Consider the following 23,052-nt stretch of genomic DNA (forward strand, 5'->3'; position numbering starts at 1 on the left):
GCCGCCAGCTTGCCAGGGCGGCCGCTCCGGTACTCCCTGCGGCCCGTTGACAGCCCCTGGCCGTTCGGTGGTGCCCGATGATCTTCGTCCGTCGGTTGCTGCACTTCGGTGCCGTACGCGTCCCCGCCCGGCCGATGAGGCATCCTCCGATCGCCGGGTGCCCCCGGGAACATTGGAAGCGACACTCGTCGCCGTGACACATGCTCCCTACGCTCAGCCAGCCTCGGTGTCCGCACACGGAGACACCGGCCAGGTTCACGTCGACGGCGCCTACCTCACGATGACCCGCAAGGGCTTCCTCGCCCGCGCAGGCGTGAAGCGCACCCTCGCCGTCGTCCTCGCGGGCCTGTGACACCGATGTCCACCTATCGGCGTCGTGGGCACTGGAGACGTAGCCCCGGTGGTGGTCGGCACTGGGTTGGGTCCCACTATGTGACCCGCTCCGGCTCCGCGGGATGGTCACGGCAGAGCTCCCGGAGCTCGTACAAGCCCACGGTCTTCGCGCAGCCTCACGTGCGGCAACGTCCACGGAGCTTCTCGGAGCGTTGGCTGCGCCCGAATGCCCGATGCCCGGTGTGCGGGGCGATGGTGTTCTTCTACTCCAACGAACACGGCAGCCGAGTCTTCTTCGATGAAGTGGGCCCGCCTTGGCCCAAGCATCCGTGCACCGACAATTCTTCGTACCGGGAGCGCTCGCCCTACCCCGTCGGGCGCAGTGCCCCGGTCCGCTATGGCTTCGCGAAGGGCAGGAGCTCCGTACAGCACGCGGCCCTTCTCGACGGGACTGGGAACAGCGGCCTCACGTCGGTCGGGCTGTCATATGGGGTCAGCGCCTGGTCGCCGTACTCATTGGCGAAGCTGGAAGTCGAGGACGGCGAAACGCGGCTGACGCTCTGGCCGCTCTACACGCTTCAACCCGCCACCTTGTGGACGACGACCTCTGCGGTGCCCCTGGTGGCTGGCGACGTGGTGTTCATCAAGGCGGGGCAGATGTCCTACTTCAACCTCGACCGCGGCGAGGCCGTCATCGTGCCCGTCAGGCATGTCGGCACCACGAGCGCGATCGGGGTACGAGCGAGGCTGCGCGACCTCTGGGCGCGCCTGACCACGTAGCCGGAAGCTCGAAGGCCCAGACGAAGTTCCCCGCCCTCTCCACATCCCGATATCTTGGCCGCCCAGAGCGTCATCCAACGTTACCGTGGCACCCATCCTTGCGGGCGGTTGTAGTGCGACCGAGGGTGTGGGCTACGGCCGGCACCCCTGGCGTCCCGGACACTGACACCAAGGGGCCGGCCGTGGCACATCGCGGTCGTCGTCAGTCGCCGTTGGCCACGTAGATGTAGTAGCGGGTGGCATCGGTCTCCGTGCCGTCCGCCTTGTGGCCGGTCACCGACAAGGCGTGCGTCTCGAAGTCCTGCGCCGGCGTGTAAGTGATCGACGCCTTCCCGTTACTGTCGGCCGGCACGTCCGTCGACGGGCCGTCGTCGATCTGCCAGGAGAAGGACACGATTCCCGCGGTGCCGCCGCTGAACTCGAAGGTGCCGGGAACACCGCCACCGCCCGACCAGGCGCTGTCCGGATATTGAGCGCTCACGACGTAGGGAGCGTTGCCGACCGTGAAGTCGTAGTCCGTCACGGGCGAGAGTTCGCCGCCCGCCGTCAGGCTGCGTACGTGCAGCGTATTCGTGCCATTGCGTTCGAATGGCACCGCGACCATCGTCGACGTGCCGTCGGTGCTGGCCGGCAGCACCTGCTCCGGGCCGTCGTTGACCCGGTAGTGGTACTCGGTCACCTCGCCGAACAGCTGGGTGTGGAAGTAGAAGTATCCGGTCCAGCCGATCCCCCTGCGCGACCAGTCGTAGAGGCTGTACACGTCGACTCTGTTGTCCCGGACATCGAAGGGCTGTATCCGCAGGTCCGATTCGGTGCCGTCCGCACCAATGCTCGTGACCCGCACCTCGTGGTAACCCCACGAGCTCGGCGTGTACGTGACCGTCGCGGTGCCGTCGGGACCGGCCGCGATCGTCTCCTCGTCGGCGCCGTTCAACGAGTAGCGGTAGGAGGCGACATCCGGCAGCCCCGGGTGGAAGGTGAACGTCGCGGGCCGGCCGACGGTGCCGCTGCCCTCCGGCGTGTGCGTGACCACGGGACCGGACCAGATACCGAACGTGTGGGTGGCAGCGGGCGATCGCGTACCGTCCGACAACAGCGCCTGAAGGACCACGGCATTGTCGCCGGCGTGCGTCGGCGTGACCGTGATGTACGCGTACGGGTTGCCCTCGTTGGACACGGTCTGCTCGGCGCCGCCGTCGAACCGGTAGACGAAACCGGTCAGGTTTGGCAGTTGGCTCCCCAACTCGATGCTCAACGGCACGCCGACACCGTCCCGGCGCGGCCAGCTGGTCAGCTCGTGGGCGTACGCGATCGGACGTGGGTCGATGATGTTGAACTGATAGTCCGCCTCCATCGACGTGGAGCCATCCGACCGCACCGACCGTACGGTCATCGAATGCCAGCCCGGCGTCGCCGTCCACGTCAGTACGGCGGTGTCGTCGGCCGCCGCCGGAATGGTCTTCCACTCGTTGTCGAGGTTGTACTCGTAGGCCACGACATCGTTGCTGTGTGGGATGAACCGGAACGAGCCGGTCTTGCCAGCGATCTGGTCGGTGTCCAGGTTGAACTCCGCCGACTCCACACCGGGGGCGTCGGTGACCCAGACCTGCAGGGTGTCCTGCCCGATCAGCACGTTCTTGGCGTAGCTCCGGACGGCCACGTCGACTGAGCCGGTGGCGGTGAACGTGATACGACCGGTCGCCTTGCCGTCGACAGCCGGGAGGCGGACCTCCGCGCCGTCCTTGAGCTGATACCCGAACGCGGTGGTCTCGGGCTTCGACGCGATTAGCGTGATCGTGCTCGGCAAGCCGACGCCGTTCACGGTGACGACGGCGTTCGGCGCCGTCTCGGCGACCCGGAACTGGTAGTTCTTCTCGGGCCCGCGGTTGCCCGCCGCGTCGACGGACGCGACAAAGAGGTCAGTGATGAACCGTAGCTTCGGGGTGTACTTCAGGATCGCCGTGCCGCCCGGGCGCTTGGCCGGAATCTGCCCGGAATACCCCATGGAGTCACGCCAGGCGAACGCGACCACGTCGCGGTCGCCAGCCCCGTCGAAGCGGAACGTCCCCTCGATGCCGGTGCCACCGCCCGGGGTGTCGCCCTCGGGGTAGGTCCGCGATGAGACCTTCGGCGGATTCGCCGGAGCGGTCCGGTCCATGACGAGGTAGCAGGTCGCGCTCCACGGCCCCGGGTCGTAGTAGTCGCTGGCCTGTGCCTGCCAGGCGAGGACCGTGCCGTCGGCGTACTGGCTCAGGTCGGTGCCGCCGTAGTCATTGAACTCGCGACGCTGATCGGGGTGGCCCACCGGCCAGATCGCGTACAGCACGGTCGGGTGGTCGCCCTCGTCCGCATCGCTGGCGGTGGCCGCGAACACCGTGTTCCGCGCCGCCGGCGACGGCTTGGCCAGCGTGCCGCACGGCCGGTCCGGGTACGCCAGATGGAGGTTCGTGACCGTGGGCGGATGGTTCACGGTCGCACTGAGCACCGGCTTGTCAAAGGTACGACCGGTCCGCGCGTCGGCTTCCTGATTGGCGGTCACCCGGTACTCCAGGGTGATGCTCTTCTCGTGCCGGCCCAGCGCCGCGTTGAGCGTGGCCACCATGTCGAAGCCCAGGTAGCCCGGGCAGTAGATAGCGCCGGCGCCCCGGTTGGCGGTCACCAGCTTCTCGAGCTCGGCCGGCGGGCGCAGCCAGGTCGTGTCGCTCTTGACCGGGCCGGTCCGCCACACCTCGATGGTTGCCGGGGCGGAGCAGTCGGTGACCGTCTTCTCGTTCGTCCACAGGTACGAGTTGTGGACGACCGTACCCTTCAACTTGGTCAGGTCGTACGTGAAGTAGGAGCGGTAGGTGTGCGTCCGACCGGCGTCGTCGCGGGACGTGCCGACCGGCGGCGCCACCGCCGCATCGACGACCTTCGCGTGCGGTTTCTGTGAGTCGAGATAGGCCCAGCTCGTCAGAGGTACATTGGACGAGTCCGCGGCCGACGCCGGGGAGATGGTGGTCAGCACAGAGGCCGTGACCGCGACGACCGTCAACGGGATAACCGCTCTGAGGCGTTTCATGTGGACGTGTTCCTCCCCCCGTGGCGGCGCCCCGATCGACGCCGGCGGGCGTCATCGTAGCGACGCGGCGCCATACATAGGGGGCGCCGACGACGGCTCCAACGCCGGCCGGTAATCCGGACGCCTCGCCGACAGGTTCTGTCCGGTTCGTCCCGCGATTCGCCCGGCTGTCCGCACCCGTGCGCTAGTCCCGAAAGAACCACCGACCTGCGGAGGAGTGGGCCGCCAGGGACTCGAACCCTGAACCTATGGATTAAAAGTCCACAGCTCTGCCATTGAGCTAGCGGCCCGCGCGCTCAGGTTACCCGACGGTGAGCGCCGCCGACTCTCGGCTTCCGGCCGGCCGTCGATGCGTACGGATGGCCGCCGCTCACCGCACCTGATCACCAGATCGGCGACCCGGCGGTGTCCGGCTCGCTGGATGCCCCCGTGTCGGGAAGGTGCGGCGGTGCATGGGCGCGGGCGGGTAGGGAACCAGGACAGGTATGAGATCGAGTAGCACCGCGGCCGTGGCGGCGTCCGGGGAGGAGATCGGGCCTGATGGCGTACGCCAGCCAGGTGGCGAGGTGCACGCCTGGCTGCCCGGTCAGAACCAGACGGTCTGCGGCCTGGCCCTCAGCCGGACCAGGTTGCGCCGCTTTCCGCACGTGCGCTTCGACTACTCGGGCACGGACGTCCTCACCGAGGCCGACGCGGTCGGCTGGATCTGCCCGCGTTGCCTGGCCGCCACCACCGACCGGCGGGGGAAGGAGAAGCACGGCTGGGTCCGGGACTCACCTCGCCCTTGATCGACTCGGAATGCCGGAAGTCGGGTTGTCCTGCCCGCCCGGATGCCCCGACTTTCAGGAAGTCGTGTGGATCAAGCGCTAGGCCGCGCCGGCAAGCGCCAGGCCGCGCGCGCCGCGCGGGTCGCGCCAGGGAGAGCGCGGGATGGGCGGTTGAGCTGCGGCTGGGCGGGTACGGGGTCGGGCATGCGGATCGTGGTGGTGGGGGCGAGCGGCAACGTCGGTACGGCGTTGCTGCGGCGGCTGCGCCGGGAGCGGGGCGTGGAGCTGGCCGGGGTGGTCCGGCGGTTGCCCGGTCCGGATGCTGGCGAGCCGTACGACCAGGTGGAGTGGCACTCCTGCGACATCGGGGCGCCGGGTGCGTCGGGGCAACTCGCCGAGGTGTTCGCGGGTGCGGACGCGGTCGTGCACCTGGCCTGGCAGATCCAGCCCAGCCACGACCAGCGGGTACTCCGCCGGACCAACGTCGAGGGCAGCCGGGCGGTGTTCGACGCGGTCATCCGGGCCGGTGTGCCGGCGCTGGTGTACGCGTCCTCGATCGGTGCCTACGCGTCCGGCCCGAAGGACCACCCGGTCAGCGAGCGTTGGCCGGCGACGGGGGTGCCGGGTTCGTCGTACAGCGAGCACAAGGCGGAGGTGGAGGCGCTGCTGGACGGCGTCGAGCGGGATCACCCGACGCTACGGGTGGTGCGGATGCGACCCGGGTTGATCTTCCAGCGGGCGGCCGGTGTGGAGATCACCCGCTACTTCCTCGGCCCTCTGGCGCCGGTGCGGCTGCTGCGCTTCGGCCGGATCCCGCTGGTGCCGACGAACCGCCGGTTGCGGATGCAGGCGGTGCACGCCGACGACGTGGCTGACGCGTACACCCGGGCGGTGTTGGGTGATGTGCGCGGCGCCTTCAACGTCGCCGCGGACCCGGTGCTGACCCCGGAGCTGGTGGCCCGGCACTTCCACGGTTGGACGGTGCCGGTCGCCGCGCCGGTGCTGCGGCTGGCGGCGGCGCTGAGCTGGCGGGCGCGGTTGCAGCCGATCGACGCGGGCTGGGTGGAGCTGGGCCTGAACGCCCCGCTGATGTCCAGCGAGCGCGCGGAGACCGAGCTGGGCTGGCAACCCAAGATCAGCGCGCTGGCCGCGCTCAAGGAACTCTTCGTCGGAATGGCCGACGGCGACCACACCGGAAGCCCGCCCCTCTCCGGCGCGCCCAACCGACCCGGACGCCCCGCAGCCCTCCTCCAAGGCCGCCCCCCAGGCCAGGGAAACCCCTACTGACCCCACCCGGATGGCGGTGATCAAGAAGTTTCGGTCAGCGAACGCCGGCCCGGTGACCGAAACCTCTTGATCACCGGGCCGGAGGCAGGCCGATGGCGGGCCGGAGGCGGGCCGGAGGCGCGGGGTGGGACACGGGCGGGGTCAGGTCAGCTTGGAACTGGTGACCGTGGGGTTGCGGGCGCCCAGGAAGAAGATGCCGGGGAAGCCGCGGGTCTCGAACGTGCCGCTCGGGTTGCGGCGCAGGGTCGAACTCTCGATCTTCATCGTGCCGGTGCGGTTGTTGCTCACGAAGAAGACCGCGCCGCCGCCCTCTCTGGCCTTGTTGTTCTCGATGATGGTGCCGGCGATCCGTACGGTGAACTCGTTGCCGTCGCAGTAGATCGCGCCGCCGCTGCCGCCGCCCGGCGTGCCGGCCTTCGCCGGGTTGGCGCCGTTGCCGATCGCCTCGTTGTGGCTGAACACGCTGTTCAACACCACCCAGGAGACGCCGATGCTGCTCAGCGCACCCCCGTTGGAGCAGGAGCCGCCCTGGCCGGCGGCGCCGCCGAAGGTGCTGCCCACCACGTACACCGGCTTGTTCTCGTACTGGCTCAGCACCCGGACGGCCGCGCCACCCAGGTCGGGGCCGGTGCGGTCGCAGCGGTTGCGGACGAAGCGCGAGTTGACCACCTTGAACCGCCCGCCGCGTACGAAGATCGCCCCACCGCCGCCGCCCTCGGCCTCGTCGCCGGTGGAGTTGCCGTCGGCGAAGGTCAGGTTCTGCACGGTGAGCTGCGGGTGATCCTGGTTCTGGCAGTGCGAGGTGGTCCAGCCCTGGGCGCTGTCACAGGTGTTCATGTAGAGGATGCGGCGCTGCCCCTGGCCGCTGAGCGTGACCTTGCCGCCGCCGTCCAGCACGACCTTCGGCCCGTTGGCGTTGCGGACCTTCGCGGTGGCGGTCATCTTGATCGTCACCGGTGCCGGTCCACAGTTGAACGTGATGACGCCGCCGGCCGCGACGGCCTTCACCACCGCGGCGGAGGTGCAGCTCGCCGGGGTGCCGGTGCCGATGGTCCGGGTCGGCTTCGAGGTGCTCACCGCCCGCGCCTCGGCCGGCACGGTGGCTCTGCCGTTCGGGTTGCCGGCCGCGAGCACCTTGTCGGCGGGCTTCGGGCTCGCGCTGGCCGACGGGCTGGCAACGGGAGCCGGCGCTTCGCCCTGGTCGCCCGTCGCCAGCGCCTCCGGCCCAGCCGTCGAGCCGGGCTGGAAGGTGGGCGCCGGGTCGTTGGGCGCGCAGGCGGGCAGGGTCGCGGTGGCGACACCCAGGGCGAGCAGAGCAGCAAGCGAGGTCATCCGCACGCCGTGATGCTAGGAGCCGCAACGGCGTCCCGACGAATCCGCCATGCCGGCTTAATCCCTTATTAAAAGAGGTCAGAAGTCCGCGAAGAGGTACGGCGTCCGGCGGGGGAAGATGCCGCGCAGCTCCGCCGCGGCGTCCACAGGCACCTCGCCCAGGCCCCGCAACGGCAGCTCGGCCGGGTCCAACACCCCGTACGCCAGAGCGGAGAGCCCGGCCGCCGTCAGCGTGGCGGTCGGCGCACGGCCGGCGGTGTCGGCGACCAGCTCCAGGGCGCCGGTTGTGCCGTCCAGCAGGTGGCTGCCGGCCAGCCACCGGTCCCCGGTCAGCTCGATCCGTACCCGGCCCGGCCCGGTTGGCAGGCCGCTCAGCGCGTCCAGTGACAGCAGTCGGGCCATCGGCGCGGACGAGCCCGGTCGGCCCACCCGCGCCTCGACGCGCACGTCCAGGTCGGTCAGCCACAGCTCTGGCAACTCGTCGGGTGGGACCTGCATGGTGACCCGTTCGACCTGATCGACGTGCCGGGCGAAGAACTGCAACAGCAGTGTCCGGGAGAGCGGGTCGGTGGCGAGCAGTTCGTTGCAGTGCAGCGTGCCGCCGTGCTCGTCGATCCGGTACGTGACCGCGCCGGTGGTCTCGCCGTCCACCCGGGCGGTGAGCAGCCAGTGTTCGTCCCGGTCGCGCAACCCGATCGCCCGGTAGTCCGGGAAGACCGAGAAACCGTGCCGCTGCTGGAGGCAACGCTCGGTGAATGCGCGCCACACGGGGTAGCCGGCGGAGATTCGCTCCCAGCCCACCTCACCGGGCAGCTCGACGCGGAGCAGCGACCCCAGGTCGGTCGGGGTGAAGGTGACGGTGCGCGGCTTGGGCAGCCCGGCGTAGCCGAACCGGGCGTAGAAGCTGGGCCGGAACGGGTAGAGCGCGCTGAGCGGCATCCCCTCGTCGCGCATCTCGTCGAGGAGTTGGTGCAGCAGCGCCCGAACGTGCCCCTGCCGGCGGGCCAGCGGATGGGTTGCCACCCCGGCGACGCCGGCCATCGGCAGCACCACTCCGCGGAGGTTCTGCCGCATCGGGATGGCCGAGACGGCGGCCAGCGTCTCGCCGCCCTTCTCCACGACCAGCGTCGTGTTGCCCTGGTGGTAGGGCAGGTAGTCGCGGAACTGCTCGGCTCGCGCCGCACCGAGCGGCGACGACTCGAAGGCGTACGCGGCAAGCGGGAAGCTGGTGGTGAGACGGTCGTCGGCGGTCACCCGGCGGATGGTCATCCGCCCATCTCAACCTGCCCTGACGGCCTGAGCAACCGAATTGGCCCGATCTGTGGCGGCGGCGCGCGAAACCAGCCGACGGGCGAGCGCCGGTCAGCCGACGGGCAGATGGCGCAGATGCCGGCGACGGCGCAGCCGGACACTGGCCACGGTGGCTACGCCGAGGACCAGCAGGGCGGTGACGACGAACCCGTGCACCATGCCCCTGGTGAGGTAACCGTCGTCGGTGTGGTCCACCGCCCAGGTGGTGATCTCCCGGCTGGACCAGAACGGCGTGAGCTTCGCCCCCGATCCGGCCGGGTCGATCAGCATCTGCACGGTCACCACGGTGAGCAGCAGCAGCACTCCCTCCAACTCGCGGGGCAGCAGCGTGCCGACCAGCATGCCGAACGGCGCCGCCACGCCGACGGAGCAGAGCATCGCGGCGGCCAGACCGCCGTACCGCAGGTCCGCGCCATCGACCAGGGGGAGCAGGAAGAACGGTACGGAGATGACGAGCCCCACCGCCCACAGGCCGAGCATCCGACCGAGATAGAGGTGATGCGGGCGGTAGCCGACCAGCCGCAACCTCGGTTCCAGCTCGCGGGCCGCGGTGGTCGCGAAGAGCGCGGCGGTACTCACCGCCCAGCTCACGCCGAGTAGCAGCGACCGGACCGACTGCCCGAGGTAGGAGTCCCGCCGGATCAGGTAGAAGGTCAACGGCATCAACAGCAACAGCAGGAGTACGCCGCGACGCCGCAGCAACTCCCGCAGGGTCATCTCGGCGACGGTGACGAGCTGGTTCATGGACGGCCTCCCTGGACGCCGGGTGCGCTCCACTCGGACGGTTGTGCCGCGGTCAGGTCGAGAACGATGTCCACCCGGTCGAGTTGGTTGAGCAGGTGGGTCACCACGACGACCGCCGTGCCCGCGTCGCGCAGCCGGCTGAGCTGGTCCCAGAAGTTGACGTAGGTGCCCTGGTCGAAGCCCTGGTACGGCTCGTCGAGCAGCAGGACGTCCGGCGCGCTGAGCGTGGACATGGTCAGGTTGAGCTTCTGGCGGGTGCCGCCGGAGAGGTGTCGGGCCTGCACGTTTCCGCCCGCCTCCCAGCCGAGCTGTCGGGCCGCCGCCCTGCCGGCGCGGCGAGCCGGCCCCCGCGCGACACCCTGACCGGCACCGACCAGCACGAAGTGTTCGTCGGCGAGCAGGAAGTCGGCGGTGCCGCCGGACTGCGGGCAGTAGCCGAGTCGCCCGGAGACGGCCACCTCACCGGCGTCGGGTGAGATCAGCCCGGCGCAGATCCGCAGGAAGGTGCTCTTGCCGCAGCCGTTCGCGCCGACGATCGCGGCGATCTGTCCGGCCCGCACGGTCAGCGTCGCGTCGCGCAGCACCGTCTGCCGGCCGTACCGCTTGGTGATGCCCCGGGCGTGCAGCCGGACCGGTCCCGGGCGTGGGCCGGGTGCGGTGCCGATGCTCTCCACGATCGCGCCCGCGTACTGCTGGGGCGAACCGAAGACGACCCACGGGTCGCCGCCGGAGTCGCGCAGGTGTGTGGCGGCTTCGGCGACCACGTGCCGGGCGGCGTCTGCCGCGACTCGGCGCTGGTTCAGCTCGACCGCGAACGTCCGTAGCCAGTCGTCGGCGTTCACCCGGTGACCCCCTTCGTGACGATGTCGCTGACCGGCCTGACGAAGGTGAGCCAGGCGGTGCCGCCCTCGCGTAGAGCCGCCTGCCCGTCGTCGGTGAGCCGGTAGTACTTACGGGCCGGCCCGGCGGTGCCCTCCCGCCACTGCGCGGTCACCAGGCCGGTCTTCTGCAGACGCAGCAGCACGGGGTAGAGCGTGCCGCCCTGGATCGGCCCGACGCCCGCCGCATCGAGTGCCTGGGCGAGTTGGTAGCCGTAGGACTCGCGTTCGGCCAGCAGCGCCAGGACGCAGATGTCGAGCACCCCCCGCAGCCACTGCCCACGCCGGTCGGAATCCACAGGCCGGACACTAGCGGCGCAACCTAGATGGCACAACTACCTAGTGAGCGCGACCGAGCCCGACCGGCTGGTCCAATGGGCCGCCGAGCAGGCCGTGTGGGTCAGCGGGCGACCACGTCGGAGACCACGACGGTCACGTTGTCCGGTGCGCCGGCGTGGTGGGCGAGCTTCACCAACTGCTCGCCACACTGCTGGCGGTCGGCGTACATGCCCAGCGCCGCCGCGATGGCCTCGTCCTCGACGTAGTCGGAGAGCCCGTCGCTGCACAGCAACAGCCGGTCGCCGGGGGCCACGGTGAGCACACCGATCGCCGGTGGGGCGTCGGCGCCCTGCACGGCCCGGGTCACCAGGGACCGCTGCGGGTGGTGGCGGGCCTGCTCGGGGGAGAGGGTGCCCTGGTCGACCAGCGCCTGTACGAACGTGTCGTCCCGGGTGAGCTGGGTCAGCTCCCCGTCGCGCAGCAGGTAGCAGCGGGAGTCACCGACCTGGGCCAGCACCAGCGTCTCCCCGGCCAGCAGCGCCGCGGTGAGAGTGGTCCCCATCCCGTCCCGGCTCGGATCGACGGTGATGGCGGCGTGGATGCGTTGGTTGGCGGTGCTGACCACGGCACGCAGGGCGTCGGCGGCGGCGTCAGGCTCGGTGGGTGGAGCCAGTTCGTCCAGGATCCGGATCACGATCTCGCTCGCCACCTCGCCTGCGGGCAGCCCGCCCATGCCGTCGGCGACGGCGATCAGGCGGTCACCGGCGAGGGCGGAGTCCTCGTTGTTGGTGCGGACCAGACCGATGTCGTTGAGGATGACCGAGCGGAGGATCAGCGTCATGGGGACAAGCTTGCCAAGAACACCCCGCATTCGTCTCTACGCCCACTGCGTAGTCCAGAAAATGATCGCGATATCCGCCGTCGGGATGGGCGGATCGTGGGCGATCGGCCGGGCCTCAGCGGCGCGGGTAGCGCAGGAGCAGGCTGGCGGCGACCTCCTCGTCACCCACTGCCGTGTAGCTGTGCGGCACGTCCGACACCCACCGAAGGTGACCGCCGGCCGGGGCGGTCAGCGGCGCGTCGGCCGGGCCGGCGCGCAGCACCCCGGCGAAGACGGTGACGTGCTCGGTGACCCCCGGCTGGTGCGCGGGTGAGAGCTGCCCCGGGCCGGGTGCGACCCGCATCCGGTACAGCTCGTAGGTCGCGTCGGTCTCGGTGAACACCTCCAGCAGGGTGGCGGTGACAGCGGTGCCGTGCACCGTGGGCTCGGCCGCCGGTTCGGCCAGCAGGGCGGTGAACGGCACGCCGAGCTGCGCGGTGACCGCCCAGAGCGTCTCCAGCGTCGGGTTGCGGGTGCCGTGCTCCAGGCCGGAGAGGGTGGCCTTTCCGACGCCGGCGAGCCGGGCCAGGGTGGACAGGGAGATCCCCCGCTCCTCGCGCAGGGCGCGGACCCGGCGGCCGACGACGGCGGGGTCCACGTCGAGGCCCGGGCGGCGGGCTGGTGGTGGATGCGGCACCCGGCTATCGTGCTACACGCTGTCGTTCCGTAAACGGAACAGTTGGGAGGGCGGGATGGCCGGACGCGTGCAACCGGTGCTGGCCGGCGTGGTGACCGCGCTGGTCGGCTTCGCCAGCTCGTTCACCGTCGTGCTGGCCGGGCTCCGGGCGGCCGGCGCGTCGGACGCGCAGGCCGCCTCGGGCCTGCTCGCCCTCTGCGTGGCGAGTGGCCTCGCCGCCGCCTGGCTGGGCTGGCGGCACCGGATACCGATGAGCGTGGCCTGGTCCACCCCGGGTGCGGCGCTGCTGGTGGCGACCGGGCCACCGCCGGGCGGGTGGCCGGTCGCGGTGGGCGCCTTCCTCGTCGCCGGTGTGCTGATCGTGGCGGCCGGGTTGTTCCCGCCGCTCGGCCGTGCGGTGGCCGCCATCCCCAAGCCGGTGGCCGGCGCGATGCTCGCCGGGGTGCTGCTGCCGCTCTGCACCGCCCCGGTCCGCGCGCTGGTCGACCTGCCCACGGTGGCCGGTCCGGTAGTGGTCGGCTGGCTGCTGCTGCACCGGTTCGCCCGCCGCTGGGCGGTGCCTGGCGCGCTGGTGGTGGCGGTGGTGGCGATCACGCTGACCGCGCCGCCAGCCGGCCTGACCGGTGCCGCGCTGGCCCCGACGGTCACGCTGACCACACCGGCCTGGAACGCGTCCGCGCTGGTCGGCCTCGCCCTGCCGCTGTTCCTGGTCACCATGGCCGCGCAGAACGTACCCGGCATGGCGGTGCTGGTCGGCTACGGCTACCGCCCGCCGTTCGGGGCCGCGCTGCGGGCCACCGGCCTGGCCAGCCTGCTGGCCGCCCCGGCCGGCGGGCACGCGGTGAACCTCGCGGCGATCACCGCCGCGTTGGCCGCCGGCCCCGACGCGCACCCGGACCCGGAGCGCCGGTGGGTCGCCTCGATCACCGCCGGCGCGGGGCTGGCCCTGCTCGGGCTGGGCGCCGGCGCGGCCACCGCGCTGGTCGCGGTCGCCCCGCCGATCCTCATCGAGGCGGTCGCCGGGCTGGCCCTGCTCGGCGCGCTCGCCACCGCGCTCGCCTCGGCGGTGACCGACCCGGCGACCCGTGAGGCCGCCGTGGTCACCTTCGTGGTGACCGCCTCCGGAGTGACGCTGATCGGCGTCGGCGGCGCGTTCTGGGGCCTGGTGGCCGGCTGCCTGATGCTGCTGCTCTTCCACCGCCGCTCACCCGCCGCACCCGATCAGCCTGCTCCGGCGGTGCCTGCTCCGGCGGCGCCACGCGGGTTCAGGGAAGTCGGGGTGTCCGGTCTCGGGGATGCCCCGACTTCCCTGAAGTCGAGTCGATCAAGGGGGGATCACTCCTCAGGCGGCAGGTCGGCCACGCCCACGGCGAGGAGGACCCGGCCGTCGGCCACCGACCCGATCCGGTCGGCCGGCACGTAGACCGCGCCGGTACGGGTCAGGTCGGTCGAGACCTTCAGGTAGCCGCTGTGCAACAGCCGTGCCGCAAGATCGGCCGGGACGTCCGGCTCCTCGACCGCGGTCGCCTCGATCAGCTCGTCCAGGCTGCTGCCCGGGTCGGCGGTCGGCGTCTGGACGGTGACCGCGTTCGGATCGCCCCGCTGGACGAGGTCCACGGTCCCGACCTCGGTGCCGGCGGAGTCGATCACCGGCATCCCGGTGGTGATCCGCGAGATGGTCGCCTGCTGCTCGTCCTGCTGGTCCATCCCACCGCGGTTCCCGGGGCGGGATGTCGCTAAACGCCGTCGCCGACCGCCCACCGCTCAGTCGTTCGGCGAGGTCCAGCCGCCCGGCGGGCGTGGGGACAGTTCCCGCCAGGTGTCCGGCCCGTCGAGCAGCGCCCGGACGGTCTCCTCGGCCTCGTCCACACTGCCGTACTCGTAGAACCGGGAGATGCCCTCGGCGCCGCCGGCTCGCTGCTCGACGTGCCACCGGTCGGCGTCCACCCGAAGGAAGACGTCCCGCCGGGCCAACCGCCCCCACTTCCCGTTCCACCAGTGCTTTCGCTGCTCCATGACGGGACTCTATCGAACACACGTACGAGAAGGTGCGGCCCCTGCGGGAATCCCACAGGGGCCGATGTGCATCCGTTCGGATCAGCGCGGCGCCGGGGGTTCGGTCCGGCGACCCAGCACGTCGTCCAGCGCCCCGCGCTGCTGGCCCGGGGTGGTGTGGCCGGCGGAGACCAGCGCGTCCCGGATCTCGGTGAGCAGCTTGACCTCCTCGCTCGGCGCCGCAGGCGGCGGCTCCTCGCCCCGCTGCCGCCGCTCGGCCAGCTTGTTCATGGGGAAGACCACGAAGAAGTAGAGCACCGCCGCGGTGAGCAGGAAGGTGATCAGGGCGTTGAGGAACCCCGCCCAGTCCATGAAGTTGCCCTTGCTGATCTCCCACTGGCCGGCGAACTGGTCCTCCCCGCCGCCGACCAGCTTGATGATCGGCTTGAGGAACGAGTTCGTGAGGGCGGTGACCACGCCCGTGAACGCGGCGCCGATGACGACACCGACCGCCAGGTCGACGACGTTGCCGCGCATGATGAAGTCTTTGAAGCCCTTGAGCATCCGTACTCCCGAGGTGTCCGGTTTTCCGTCCGGCACAACCTATGCCCCTTCGGCGGGCTCCAGAAAAGCGCCGGCTTCGATCGCCGCCCGGCCCGGATCGCCGGTCCGGATCGCCTCGACCAGCCGGGTGTGGTCGACGTAACGCTCGGGGGTGAGCGCGTCCCCCATCGCCTGGGCGACGGTGCTGCGCAGGGCGGCGCCGACCGAGGCGTACAGCTCGGCGAGCATGGCGTTGTGCGCGGCGGCGACCACCGCCGTGTGCAGCGCCGCGTCGGCCTCGACGAACGCGTCGACCCGGCCGCCGTGCCAGGCGGCCTCGCGGTCGGCGAGCGCGTCGTCGAGCGCCGCCAGGTCCTCCGGTGTACGCCGCAGCGCGGCGAGCCGGGCGGCCTCCACCTCGAAGGCGCGGCGTACCTCGATGACCTCGGTCATCCGGTCGTCGCCGAGTCGGCGGGCCACCACCGGCGCCAGTTCGTCGGTGGACACCACGTACGTGCCGGAGCCCTGCCGGCACTCCAGCACCCCGGCGTGCACCAGGGCGCGGACCGCCTCGCGGACCGTGTTGCGCCCCACGCCCAGCGCGGCGACCAGCTGTGGCTCGGTGGGGATGCGCCCGCCGACGGGCCACTCGCCGCCGAGGATCCGGGCGCGGAGCTGCTCGATGGTCTGCCGGACCCGGTGGCCGCGGGGTGGCACCGGTGGCGCGGAAGCGAAATCGACCGACGGTGGCACTTGTTACATCACCGGTCCCAAATTCATCCCATGATTGTAGGTTAGAGGTCATGACCCCGCCACCGACCGCCGCTCCGGCGCTGCCCGCTCCCATTGCCGTCGACCCGCGCCCGGCGCGCGACCCCGGTACGGGCCGGCGGACCCATCCGGCGACCGGTGGGGCGCTCGTGCTGGTCGGGATGCTGCTGGTCGCGCTCAACCTGCGCGCCGTGGTGACGAGCCTCGGTGCCCTGCTCGACGAGGTCCGCGACGGGCTGGGCCTCTCCGGCGCCACCGCCGGTCTGGTCACCACCCTGCCGACCATCGCGTTCGCCGGGCTCGGCGCGCTCACCCCGTGGCTGGTCCGCCGGGTGGCGCCGGCCCGGGTGCTGGTGGTCGCCATGTTCGCCCTCGCCGTCGGGCAGGTGCTCCGGGTCGTCACCGACTCGGCCCTGATCTTCGTGCTCACCAGCGCGCTTGCGCTCTCCGGCATCGCGGTCGCCAACATCCTGTTGCCGATGCTGGTCAAGCAGCACTTCCCGCATCGCACCGGCCTGGTCACCGGCGCGTACACGATGGCGTTGACCGTGGGCACGACGGTGGCCGCCGCCTCCGCGGTGCCGATCGCGCACGCCTTCGGGTCGTGGCGGGCCGGGCTCGGCATCTGGGCCGCGATGGCCGCGGTGGCCGTACTCCCGTGGGTGCCGCTGGCGCTGCGGACCCGCGCCGCCGCGCGGCGAGCGACCCCGACGGCGGCCGTCGCCGCGCCGACGCGGGTCCGACCGGCGCGGACCCGGCTCGGCTGGGCGATGGCCGTCTACTTCGGGGCGCAGTCGCTCAGCGGGTACGCGATCATGGGCTGGCTGGCCCAGTTGTTCCGCGACGCCGGCTACCAGCCGGAGTCGGCCGGGCTGCTGCTCGCCGGGGTGACCGCGCTCGGCGTGCCGATCGCGCTGCTGATGCCCACCCTGGCCGGCCGGCTGGGCAGCCTGCGCCCGCTGGTGCTCGGGCTGACCACCGCGTCGGCGCTGGCCTACCTGGGGTTGGCACTAGCCCCGCACGGGGCCGCGCTGCTCTGGGTCGCCCTGCTGGCGATCGGTCAGGGCGCGTTCCCGATGATCCTCACCGCCATCGGTCTGCGCGCCCGCACCGCCGAGGGGACGGTCGCGCTCTCCGCGTTCGCGCAGAGCACCGGGTACGTGATCGCCGCCCTCGGCCCGCTGATGGTCGGCATCCTCTATGAGGCCACCGGCGGCTGGACCGCGCCGATCGGGTTCCTGCTGGGCGCCCTCGCCGTGCAGACGACGGCGGGCATGGCGATCGCTCGTCCCCGCTACGTCGAGGACGAGTGAGGTACGCCAGCGGTCAGGAGGAGGCCGGCGTCGGTTCGCCGGCGACCGCCTCATCCACCGTCGGATAGGTGTGCAGCACCTCGACCAGCCCGCTCACCTCGAGGATGCGCAGCACACCCCGCTGTGGGGCGGCCAGCCGGACCACGCCACCGGCCTCGTCGCAGCTGTTCTTGGCGCGGACGAACACCGACAGGCCGGTCGAGTCGCAGAACGAGACGTCGGCCAGGTCGAACACCAACCGGTTGCGGCCCTTGTCGAGCAGGTCGGTGATCTGGTCCTGCAGCTGCGGTGCGGTGGCCATGTCCAGCTCGCCCGCGACCGACACGACGACCACGTCGCCGCGTTGTTCCGTGTGCACCGTCAAGGACATTCGCCAGACCTCCTGTTATCGGGGGAACGGTATCCCACCATGGGCGTCGTACGCCGAACGGGAGCCGGGATCCGGTGGCCATCATCATTCCGTTGCTACGGGGCAAGTAGTTGGTCGCCCCCGGTGATAGAGTCCGCCCGGTCCAGGTCAAGGGGGTTCGAAATGGCGTTGAGCATCGAGGAAAGCGGTCGGCTCGTCGCGCTGCTCGGCGGGAACGCCGAACGGGTCACGTCTCAGTGGACCGAGATCGTCGCCGGTTCGTTGCGGGGTCGGTTGAGTCAGGCGGAGCTGCGCCGGCAGGTCCAGGACCTGCACCGCGCCATCGTCACCGCGGGCGAGCAGGGCGGTCTCGACCTGTCCGCCGAGAACGCGGCCGAGCTGCGGGCCACGCTCTCCGACTTGTCCCGTGGTCGGGCCCGGCAGGGCTTCTCGGCCACCGAGACCACGATCAGCATCTTCGCGCTCAAGGACGTGCTGGCCGAGTTGGTGCAGGAGACCGGCGGCACCAACGCGCTGCACGACTTCGTCGCCTTCTCCAAGCTGATCGACGAGCTGGGCCTGTTCACCTTCGAGAGCTACGTCCGCACCCGGGAAAGCCTGATCGCCGACCAGGCCGAGCAGCTGCTCGAGCTCTCCACGCCGGTGGTGAAGCTCTGGGAGGGCGTGGTCGCCGTCCCGCTGGTCGGCACCCTGGACTCGGCCCGCGCCCAGGTTGTGATGGAGCGGCTGCTGCAGACCCTGGTCGACACCAGCTCCCCGTACGCGATCATCGACATCACCGGCGTCCCGGCGGTGGACACCCAGGTCGCCCAGCACATCCTGAAGACCGTGGTGGCCGCGCGGCTGATGGGCGCGGACTGCATCATCTCCGGCATCCGTCCGCAGATCGCCCAGACCATCGTCGCGCTCGGCATCGAGTTCGGCGACATCGCCACCAAGGCGAGCCTCGCCGACGCGCTGCGTCACGTGCTGCGGCTCACCGGGGTGGAGACCGCCCGCCGCCAGCCGCGCCGGGACGTCTGATGGAACGGGTGCCGATCCTGAAGATCGGCGACATCCTGCTCGTCTCCATCCAGCTCGACATGTCCGACCAGACGGCGGTCCAACTCCAGGAGGACCTCGCCGAGCGGATCGTGGCCACCGGCTGCCACGGCGTCATCATCGACATCACCGCACTGGACATCGTCGACTCCTTCGTCGGGCGGATGCTCTCCACCATCGCGGCGATCTCCAAGGTGCTCGACGCGGAGACGGTGGTGGTCGGCATGCGTCCCGCCGTCGCCATCACCCTTGTCGAACTGGGGCTGTCGTTGAACGGCATCCGTACCGCGCTCAACGTCGAGCGCGGCATGGAGTTGATCGCAGCGGCCCGCGCCGACGAGCTCGACCACCAGCTCGACGACGATCCGGACGCCGAGACGGCCACGCCGTGACCGCGGGCATCGACCTGGGCCACCAACCGCAGGCACAGGCGATCCGGAGCGACGAGGACGTGGTGCGCGTCCGGCAGCTGGTCCGTACCGTGGCGGTGGCCGTCAAGCTGTCCCTGGTCGACCAGACCAAGGTGGTCACCGCGGCGAGCGAGTTGGCCCGCAACACCCTGGTGTACGGCGGCGGCGGCACGGTCGAGGTGACGACGGTGGACAACGGCCGACGTCAGGGCGTGCAGATCGTCTTCAGCGACTCCGGGCCCGGCATCCCCGACCTGGACCTGGCGCTCACCGACGGCTACACCACCGGCGGCGGCCTCGGCCTCGGGCTCAGCGGTGCCCGACGGTTGGTCGACGAGTTCCAGATCGAGACGTCGGCGGAGACCGGCACCCGCGTCACGGTCACCAAGTGGTCCCGGTGAACGGCGACGCGGTCACCGACCGTGGCATCTGGTTCCGGGTCGAGGCCAGTAGCGCGGCGAGCGCCGTCCGGCGTGCCGCCGAACGCCTCGGTGCGCAGGTGGAGATGGGTCCGGCGCGCATCGCCGACCTGGCCATCGTGGCCGCCGAGCTGACCAGCAACCTGGTGAAGCACGCCGATGAGGGCGTTCTGCTGCTCCGGCCGGTGCGCCGGGCCGGGGAGGCCGGCGTGGAGTTGGTGGCCATCGACTCCGGGCCCGGCATGGCGGACCTGACCGTCTCGTCCCAGGACGGGCACTCCACCACCGGCACGCTCGGCATCGGCCTGGGTGCCATCGTGCGGCAGGCCAGCTGGTTCGACGGATACTCGCTACCCGGTCGAGGCACCGTCCTGGCCGTGCAGGTCTGGCCGGCGGAGCCGGCCCAGCCGTCCTGGGCCGGTGCCCTCGCCCGGCCGCTGACCGGCGAGACGGTCAGCGGCGACGGATACGCCGTCCGGGTCGCCGACGGGCGGCACCAGGTGCTGGTCAGCGACGGGTTGGGGCACGGCCCGCTGGCCGCCGCCGCCACCGATGCCGCGCTGGCCGCGTTCCGCGACGCCCCGGCCGGCCCACCGGCAGACGTGGTCACTCACCTGCACCGGAGCATGTCGCACACCCGTGGCGCCGCGCTCGCGGTCGCCGAGCTGGTGCCCGCGGCCGGGGTGCTGCACTACGCCGGCCTGGGCAACATCGCCGGAGTGGTCGTCGAGGGCGACGGCCGGCGCCGAGGGCTGGTGTCGCTGCCCGGCATCGCCGGCCACCAGCGGCCGACGATCCGGGGGTACGACTACCCGCTCCGCCCTGGTTCCCGGCTGGTGATGCACAGCGACGGGGTGGTGGACCGTTGGCGGTTGACCGACTACCCGGATCTGGCGGAGCGATCCCCGCTGGTGATGGCGGCGACTCTCCTGCGCGACGCCGGTGTGCGACGCGACGACGCCTGCGTACTGGTCGCGAGGTCCTGGGCATGACCGGGGAGTCGGCCGCGCCGCCGCTGCTGCAGATGGCGCTGCGAGTCGAACATGACATCTTCGTGATCCGCCAACGGGGCCGCGAGGTGGCCACCGTGGTCGGCCTGGAACACCAGGACCAGGTCCGGATCGCCACCGCGCTCAGCGAGGTGGCCCGGGACCTGCTGCGGACGGCCGGAGGCGCGGACGTCTCCTTCCACGTCGACGCGGACGACAGCGGCCGGTTCCACCTGCGCGCCGACCTGGCCCCGCTGGCCCCGCTGCGGGACGGCCGCTACCAACCGCAGTCCGGTGCGGTGTCCCGACTGGTCGACACGTTGAGCGTGTCGACCGTCGCGGGGGTTACGGTCGTGAGGATGTCCCGACGAGTCCCGGCCAACGCGCCCATGCCCACCCCGGAGCGGCTCGCCGAGTTCCGTGCCGAACTCGGCCGTACCGCGCCGGGCAGTGCGCTGGACGAGTTGACCGTGCAGAACGGGCAGCTCATCGCGGCACTCGACGAGGTGCGCAGCCAGCGCGACGAGCTGGCCGTGCTGAACGAGGAGCTGGCCGAGACCAACCGTGGTGTGCTGGCGCTCTACAACCAGCTCACCGAGGAGTTGGAGGAGACCAACCGGGGGGTCGTCGCCCTCTACGCCGAGCTGGACGAGAAGTCGGCCCAGCTGCGCGCGGCGAGCGAGTCGAAGAGCCGGTTCCTGGCCAACGTGAGCCACGAGCTGCGCGCCCCGGTCACCGCGATCATCGGGTTGGGGCGGCTACTCTCGGACTCCGCCTCCGACCCGCTCACCGCCGAACAGGCCCGCCAGGTCGGCCTGATCCGCTCCTCCGCCACGGACCTGCTCGGGCTGGTCAACGATCTGCTGGACCTGGCCAAGGCGGAGTCCGGCCGGATCGAGCCGGACCTGGCGGACGTCGACCTGCGCCCCGTCTTCGGTCAACTGCGCGGCACGTTGCGGGCGTTGGCCACCCGCCCGGAGGTGGAGCTGGTGGTGGAGGAGCCGGCCGCGCCGGCCATTTTGCGCACCGACGAGGTGCTGCTCGGCCAGGTGCTGCGCAACCTGCTGCACAACGGGTTGAAGTTCACCGAACGCGGCGAGGTGCGACTGCGTGCCCAGCGGCGCGACGACCGGTGGGACTTCGAGGTCAGCGACACCGGGCCGGGCATCGCTCCCGAGCTGCACGACCGGATCTTCGAGGAGTTCTATCAGGTGCCCGGTGCCACCCGGGTCGGCGGCACCGGCCTCGGCCTGCCGTACGCCCGGCGGTTGGTGACGCTGCTCGGCGGGACGCTGGAGCTGACCAGCGAGCCGGGCCGGGGCAGCACCTTCACAGTGTCCCTGCCCGCAGGCGGGATGTGACGGCGTGGACGGCATGCCGGCGACCGTCCTGGTGGTCGATGACAGTCGTACCAAGCGCTACCTGCTGGTCAGCTGGCTGACCCGGGCAGGGTTCACCGTGCTCGAGGCGGAGAACGGCGCCGAGGCGCTGGCCCGGGTCGAGACGGACCGGATCGACCTGGTGGTCCTGGACGTCCGGTTGCCCGACCTGAGCGGCTACGAGGTCTGCGAACTGATCAAGGCGCGGCACCCGGCGATGCCGGTGATTCACGTGTCGGCGCACGCCGTGGACGTGGCCGACCGCGCTCAGGGGCTGACCCGGGGTGCGGACGCGTACCTGACCGAGCCGATCGAGCCGGAGGAGTTGATCGCCACCACGCGGGCGGTGTTGCGCTACTACCAGGCACGGCAGCGCGCCGAACTCCTCGCCGAGCGGCTGCTCGGGCTGGCCGACACGACCGTCGCGGTGCACGCCGCGCCGACCTTCGTACGCCTGCTGGAGGCCGCCGCCGAGGGCGCCGCGCAGATCTTCAAGAGCCCGGCGGCGGTGATCGCCGAGACGTTCGACGGTGACTGTCTCGCGGGGATCTGCGCCGGTCCGGGCGCGGAGGCGGCCGTGCTGCCGTGGGTCGTCGACGACAGCGGAGTGCCGACCGGCGCCACGGTCCGGGTGGAGACCCCGGCGAACTGGGCCCTGGTCGACTGGCCGGCGGACGACACGGTGACGGTCGCCGCCGCTCGGCTGCGCGAGGACCGAGCCCCGCTGTACGTGGTGGTACCGACCGCCACCCAGACCGCTCGGACCCCGGTGCTGGTGCAGCTCGCCCAAGCGGTGGCGGCGGCCGTGGAGGCGCAGCGCTCGTTCGACGAGGAGCACCGGATCGCGGTCACCCTCCAACGCAGCCTGCTCCCGCGCGGGCTGCCCACGGTGGCCGGCCTGGACCTCGCGGTGCGGTACGAACCGGCCAGCGCGCAGACCGAGGTGGGCGGCGACTTCTACGAGCTGGTGATGCTCGACGGGCACCTGCTGCTGGCGATCGGCGACGTCGCCGGCCACTCGCTGCACGCGGCGACCGTGATGGCCGAGCTGCGGCACGCGGTGCGGGCGTACGCGGTCGAGGGCCACCAGCCCGGCGAGATCCTGCACCGGGTCAACGAGCTGATGCGGACACTGCTGCCGAACGAGCTGGCCACGCTCTGCGTTCTGCTGCTGCACCCGCCGACCGGCCGGGTCCGGCTGGCCAGCGCCGGGCATCTTCCGCCGGTGCTCAGCCTGGACGGCAAGGTCGAGTTCGTGCAGCACTCGGCGCCGCTGCTGGGCGTCCGTGCGCCGCGTCCGCCCGACCTGGAGTTCGTGCTGCCGGCCGGGGCCACGCTGGTGTTCTACACCGACGGGCTGATCGAGCGACGGGACGCCACCATCGACGAGGGGCTGGCCGCGGTCGCCGCGATCGCCGCCACGGTCGACGACGACCTGGACCGCTTCTGTGCCCGGCTGCTGGTGGAGTTGGCCCCACCGGAGATCCAGGACGACGTCGCCGTGGTCGTCCTGCGCCGCCGCTGAGTTCGGTG

At 71.5% G+C, this 23,052-nt stretch carries 25 protein-coding genes and 1 tRNA gene; 12 read left to right on the forward strand and 14 right to left on the reverse strand.

Going from position 1 to position 23,052, the window contains the following annotated elements:
• The first annotated feature begins 226 nt into the window (after positions 1 to 226).
• Both ACQEUX_RS28870 and ACQEUX_RS28875 read left to right on the forward strand, forming a co-directional pair.
• Positions 227 to 352 carry a hypothetical protein gene (locus tag ACQEUX_RS28870; RefSeq protein ID WP_433054947.1) on the forward strand — a complete coding sequence of 42 codons (126 nt, stop codon included), beginning with the start codon at positions 227 to 229 and terminating at the stop codon, positions 350 to 352.
• A gap of 233 nt (positions 353 to 585) precedes the next feature.
• Positions 586 to 1,113: a hypothetical protein gene (locus ACQEUX_RS28875; RefSeq protein WP_433054950.1), complete on the forward strand. Its 528-nt coding sequence runs from the start codon at positions 586 to 588 to the stop codon at positions 1,111 to 1,113.
• Positions 1,114 to 1,315: 202 nt separating this feature from the next.
• Here ACQEUX_RS28875 and ACQEUX_RS28880 read toward each other — a convergent pair whose 3' ends face one another.
• Together ACQEUX_RS28880 and ACQEUX_RS28885 are read right to left on the reverse strand one after the other, a co-directional pair.
• The gene (locus ACQEUX_RS28880) at positions 1,316 to 4,174 is read right to left on the reverse strand and encodes a hypothetical protein (RefSeq protein ID WP_433054953.1); all 2,859 of its coding nucleotides are present in this window, start codon (positions 4,172 to 4,174) and stop codon (positions 1,316 to 1,318) included.
• A 218-nt stretch (positions 4,175 to 4,392) separates the two neighbouring features.
• Positions 4,393 to 4,464: transfer RNA gene (locus tag ACQEUX_RS28885), tRNA-Lys, on the reverse strand.
• 195 nt (positions 4,465 to 4,659) lie between these two features.
• On the opposite strand from ACQEUX_RS28885, the gene ACQEUX_RS28890 reads away from it, so the two are divergent.
• Positions 4,660 to 4,962, forward strand: a complete 303-nt coding sequence (locus ACQEUX_RS28890; RefSeq protein ID WP_433054956.1) for a hypothetical protein — start codon at positions 4,660 to 4,662, stop codon at positions 4,960 to 4,962.
• Positions 4,963 to 5,145: 183 nt separating this feature from the next.
• Entirely contained in the window at positions 5,146 to 6,228 is a 1,083-nt protein-coding gene (locus ACQEUX_RS28895) for an NAD-dependent epimerase/dehydratase family protein (protein WP_433054959.1), read from the forward strand.
• 141 nt (positions 6,229 to 6,369) lie between these two features.
• On the opposite strand, the gene ACQEUX_RS28900 is transcribed toward ACQEUX_RS28895, so the two are convergent.
• From ACQEUX_RS28900 to ACQEUX_RS28930, 7 genes are all read right to left on the reverse strand, one after another.
• The gene (locus ACQEUX_RS28900) at positions 6,370 to 7,560 is read right to left on the reverse strand and encodes a hypothetical protein (RefSeq protein ID WP_433057207.1); all 1,191 of its coding nucleotides are present in this window, start codon (positions 7,558 to 7,560) and stop codon (positions 6,370 to 6,372) included.
• 78 nt (positions 7,561 to 7,638) lie between these two features.
• A complete protein-coding gene (locus tag ACQEUX_RS28905; RefSeq protein WP_433054962.1) occupies positions 7,639 to 8,829 on the reverse strand; it encodes a GNAT family N-acetyltransferase in 1,191 nt (396 codons plus the stop codon).
• 93 nt (positions 8,830 to 8,922) lie between these two features.
• The gene (locus tag ACQEUX_RS28910) at positions 8,923 to 9,615 is read right to left on the reverse strand and encodes a hypothetical protein (RefSeq protein WP_433054965.1); all 693 of its coding nucleotides are present in this window, start codon (positions 9,613 to 9,615) and stop codon (positions 8,923 to 8,925) included.
• A complete protein-coding gene (locus ACQEUX_RS28915; RefSeq protein WP_433054968.1) occupies positions 9,612 to 10,457 on the reverse strand; it encodes an ATP-binding cassette domain-containing protein in 846 nt (281 codons plus the stop codon). Before ACQEUX_RS28915 ends, ACQEUX_RS28910 begins: the two co-directional genes overlap by 4 nt.
• Entirely contained in the window at positions 10,454 to 10,792 is a 339-nt protein-coding gene (locus ACQEUX_RS28920) for a PadR family transcriptional regulator (RefSeq protein ID WP_433054971.1), read from the reverse strand. The genes ACQEUX_RS28915 and ACQEUX_RS28920 overlap by 4 nt, the downstream gene beginning before the upstream one ends.
• 101 nt (positions 10,793 to 10,893) lie before the next feature.
• Positions 10,894 to 11,613, reverse strand: coding sequence for a PP2C family protein-serine/threonine phosphatase (locus ACQEUX_RS28925; RefSeq protein WP_433054974.1), 720 nt, complete (start codon positions 11,611 to 11,613; stop codon positions 10,894 to 10,896).
• A 115-nt stretch (positions 11,614 to 11,728) separates the two neighbouring features.
• Positions 11,729 to 12,289, reverse strand: a complete 561-nt coding sequence (locus ACQEUX_RS28930) for a helix-turn-helix domain-containing protein (RefSeq protein ID WP_433054977.1) — start codon at positions 12,287 to 12,289, stop codon at positions 11,729 to 11,731.
• A gap of 55 nt (positions 12,290 to 12,344) precedes the next feature.
• Between ACQEUX_RS28930 and ACQEUX_RS28935 the strand changes: the two genes are divergently transcribed.
• Positions 12,345 to 13,712, forward strand: coding sequence for a benzoate/H(+) symporter BenE family transporter (locus ACQEUX_RS28935; protein WP_433054980.1), 1,368 nt, complete (start codon positions 12,345 to 12,347; stop codon positions 13,710 to 13,712).
• On the opposite strand, the gene ACQEUX_RS28940 is transcribed toward ACQEUX_RS28935, so the two are convergent.
• From ACQEUX_RS28940 to ACQEUX_RS28955, 4 genes are all read right to left on the reverse strand, one after another.
• A complete protein-coding gene (locus tag ACQEUX_RS28940) occupies positions 13,625 to 13,996 on the reverse strand; it encodes a hypothetical protein (RefSeq protein WP_091395802.1) in 372 nt (123 codons plus the stop codon). The genes ACQEUX_RS28935 and ACQEUX_RS28940 overlap by 88 nt on opposite strands.
• Positions 13,997 to 14,053: 57 nt before the next feature.
• On the reverse strand, positions 14,054 to 14,305 hold the full coding sequence (locus ACQEUX_RS28945; RefSeq protein ID WP_433054984.1) for a hypothetical protein: 252 nt from the start codon (positions 14,303 to 14,305) through the stop codon (positions 14,054 to 14,056).
• Positions 14,306 to 14,386: 81 nt separating this feature from the next.
• The gene (gene mscL / locus ACQEUX_RS28950; protein WP_433057209.1) at positions 14,387 to 14,848 is read right to left on the reverse strand and encodes a large conductance mechanosensitive channel protein MscL; all 462 of its coding nucleotides are present in this window, start codon (positions 14,846 to 14,848) and stop codon (positions 14,387 to 14,389) included.
• 39 nt (positions 14,849 to 14,887) lie between these two features.
• Positions 14,888 to 15,580 (reverse strand): FadR/GntR family transcriptional regulator, encoded by a 693-nt coding sequence (locus ACQEUX_RS28955; protein WP_433054987.1) that lies wholly within the window; start codon positions 15,578 to 15,580, stop codon positions 14,888 to 14,890.
• Positions 15,581 to 15,630: 50 nt separating this feature from the next.
• On the opposite strand from ACQEUX_RS28955, the gene ACQEUX_RS28960 reads away from it, so the two are divergent.
• A complete protein-coding gene (locus ACQEUX_RS28960; protein ID WP_433054990.1) occupies positions 15,631 to 16,911 on the forward strand; it encodes an MFS transporter in 1,281 nt (426 codons plus the stop codon).
• 13 nt (positions 16,912 to 16,924) lie between these two features.
• On the opposite strand, the gene ACQEUX_RS28965 is transcribed toward ACQEUX_RS28960, so the two are convergent.
• Positions 16,925 to 17,281: an STAS domain-containing protein gene (locus ACQEUX_RS28965; RefSeq protein WP_007454464.1), complete on the reverse strand. Its 357-nt coding sequence runs from the start codon at positions 17,279 to 17,281 to the stop codon at positions 16,925 to 16,927.
• Positions 17,282 to 17,443: 162 nt separating this feature from the next.
• On the opposite strand from ACQEUX_RS28965, the gene ACQEUX_RS28970 reads away from it, so the two are divergent.
• Genes ACQEUX_RS28970 through ACQEUX_RS28995 form a run of 6 tightly spaced genes read left to right on the forward strand, consistent with a single transcriptional unit; the run spans position 17,444 to position 23,044 of the window.
• Positions 17,444 to 18,304 carry an STAS domain-containing protein gene (locus tag ACQEUX_RS28970; RefSeq protein WP_433054993.1) on the forward strand — a complete coding sequence of 287 codons (861 nt, stop codon included), beginning with the start codon at positions 17,444 to 17,446 and terminating at the stop codon, positions 18,302 to 18,304.
• The gene (locus ACQEUX_RS28975; protein WP_433054996.1) at positions 18,304 to 18,714 is read left to right on the forward strand and encodes an STAS domain-containing protein; all 411 of its coding nucleotides are present in this window, start codon (positions 18,304 to 18,306) and stop codon (positions 18,712 to 18,714) included. Before ACQEUX_RS28970 ends, ACQEUX_RS28975 begins: the two co-directional genes overlap by 1 nt.
• Entirely contained in the window at positions 18,711 to 19,133 is a 423-nt protein-coding gene (locus ACQEUX_RS28980) for an ATP-binding protein (RefSeq protein ID WP_433054999.1), read from the forward strand. The genes ACQEUX_RS28975 and ACQEUX_RS28980 overlap by 4 nt, the downstream gene beginning before the upstream one ends.
• On the forward strand, positions 19,130 to 20,143 hold the full coding sequence (locus tag ACQEUX_RS28985) for a SpoIIE family protein phosphatase (RefSeq protein WP_433057211.1): 1,014 nt from the start codon (positions 19,130 to 19,132) through the stop codon (positions 20,141 to 20,143). The genes ACQEUX_RS28980 and ACQEUX_RS28985 overlap by 4 nt, the downstream gene beginning before the upstream one ends.
• Positions 20,140 to 21,501 carry a sensor histidine kinase gene (locus tag ACQEUX_RS28990; protein ID WP_433055002.1) on the forward strand — a complete coding sequence of 454 codons (1,362 nt, stop codon included), beginning with the start codon at positions 20,140 to 20,142 and terminating at the stop codon, positions 21,499 to 21,501. Before ACQEUX_RS28985 ends, ACQEUX_RS28990 begins: the two co-directional genes overlap by 4 nt.
• Positions 21,502 to 21,514: 13 nt before the next feature.
• Complete coding sequence (locus ACQEUX_RS28995) at positions 21,515 to 23,044, forward strand: SpoIIE family protein phosphatase (protein ID WP_433057213.1); 1,530 nt, start codon at positions 21,515 to 21,517, stop codon at positions 23,042 to 23,044.
• Positions 23,045 to 23,052: the final 8 nt, after the last annotated feature.

This window comes from Micromonospora sp. CA-259024, assembly GCF_050936255.1.
Taxonomy (GTDB): Bacteria; Actinomycetota; Actinomycetes; order Mycobacteriales; family Micromonosporaceae; genus Micromonospora.

What these genes read in the sequence shown, in the direction of transcription:
- ACQEUX_RS28875 (WP_433054950.1), top strand. Translation starts at nt 586, where the DNA reads ATGGTGTTCTTCTACTCCAACGAACACGGCAGCCGAGTCTTCTTCGAT.
- ACQEUX_RS28880 (WP_433054953.1), bottom strand. Translation starts at nt 4,174, where the DNA reads ATGAAACGCCTCAGAGCGGTTATCCCGTTGACGGTCGTCGCGGTCACG.
- ACQEUX_RS28890 (WP_433054956.1), top strand. Translation starts at nt 4,660, where the DNA reads ATGAGATCGAGTAGCACCGCGGCCGTGGCGGCGTCCGGGGAGGAGATC.
- ACQEUX_RS28895 (WP_433054959.1), top strand. Translation starts at nt 5,146, where the DNA reads ATGCGGATCGTGGTGGTGGGGGCGAGCGGCAACGTCGGTACGGCGTTG.
- ACQEUX_RS28900 (WP_433057207.1), bottom strand. Translation starts at nt 7,560, where the DNA reads ATGACCTCGCTTGCTGCTCTGCTCGCCCTGGGTGTCGCCACCGCGACC.
- ACQEUX_RS28905 (WP_433054962.1), bottom strand. Translation starts at nt 8,829, where the DNA reads ATGACCATCCGCCGGGTGACCGCCGACGACCGTCTCACCACCAGCTTC.
- ACQEUX_RS28910 (WP_433054965.1), bottom strand. Translation starts at nt 9,615, where the DNA reads ATGAACCAGCTCGTCACCGTCGCCGAGATGACCCTGCGGGAGTTGCTG.
- ACQEUX_RS28925 (WP_433054974.1), bottom strand. Translation starts at nt 11,613, where the DNA reads ATGACGCTGATCCTCCGCTCGGTCATCCTCAACGACATCGGTCTGGTC.
- ACQEUX_RS28935 (WP_433054980.1), top strand. Translation starts at nt 12,345, where the DNA reads ATGGCCGGACGCGTGCAACCGGTGCTGGCCGGCGTGGTGACCGCGCTG.
- ACQEUX_RS28940 (WP_091395802.1), bottom strand. Translation starts at nt 13,996, where the DNA reads ATGGACCAGCAGGACGAGCAGCAGGCGACCATCTCGCGGATCACCACC.
- ACQEUX_RS28945 (WP_433054984.1), bottom strand. Translation starts at nt 14,305, where the DNA reads ATGGAGCAGCGAAAGCACTGGTGGAACGGGAAGTGGGGGCGGTTGGCC.
- mscL (WP_433057209.1), bottom strand. Translation starts at nt 14,848, where the DNA reads ATGCTCAAGGGCTTCAAAGACTTCATCATGCGCGGCAACGTCGTCGAC.
- ACQEUX_RS28960 (WP_433054990.1), top strand. Translation starts at nt 15,631, where the DNA reads ATGACCCCGCCACCGACCGCCGCTCCGGCGCTGCCCGCTCCCATTGCC.
- ACQEUX_RS28965 (WP_007454464.1), bottom strand. Translation starts at nt 17,281, where the DNA reads ATGTCCTTGACGGTGCACACGGAACAACGCGGCGACGTGGTCGTCGTG.
- ACQEUX_RS28970 (WP_433054993.1), top strand. Translation starts at nt 17,444, where the DNA reads ATGGCGTTGAGCATCGAGGAAAGCGGTCGGCTCGTCGCGCTGCTCGGC.
- ACQEUX_RS28975 (WP_433054996.1), top strand. Translation starts at nt 18,304, where the DNA reads ATGGAACGGGTGCCGATCCTGAAGATCGGCGACATCCTGCTCGTCTCC.
- ACQEUX_RS28990 (WP_433055002.1), top strand. Translation starts at nt 20,140, where the DNA reads ATGACCGGGGAGTCGGCCGCGCCGCCGCTGCTGCAGATGGCGCTGCGA.
- ACQEUX_RS28995 (WP_433057213.1), top strand. Translation starts at nt 21,515, where the DNA reads ATGCCGGCGACCGTCCTGGTGGTCGATGACAGTCGTACCAAGCGCTAC.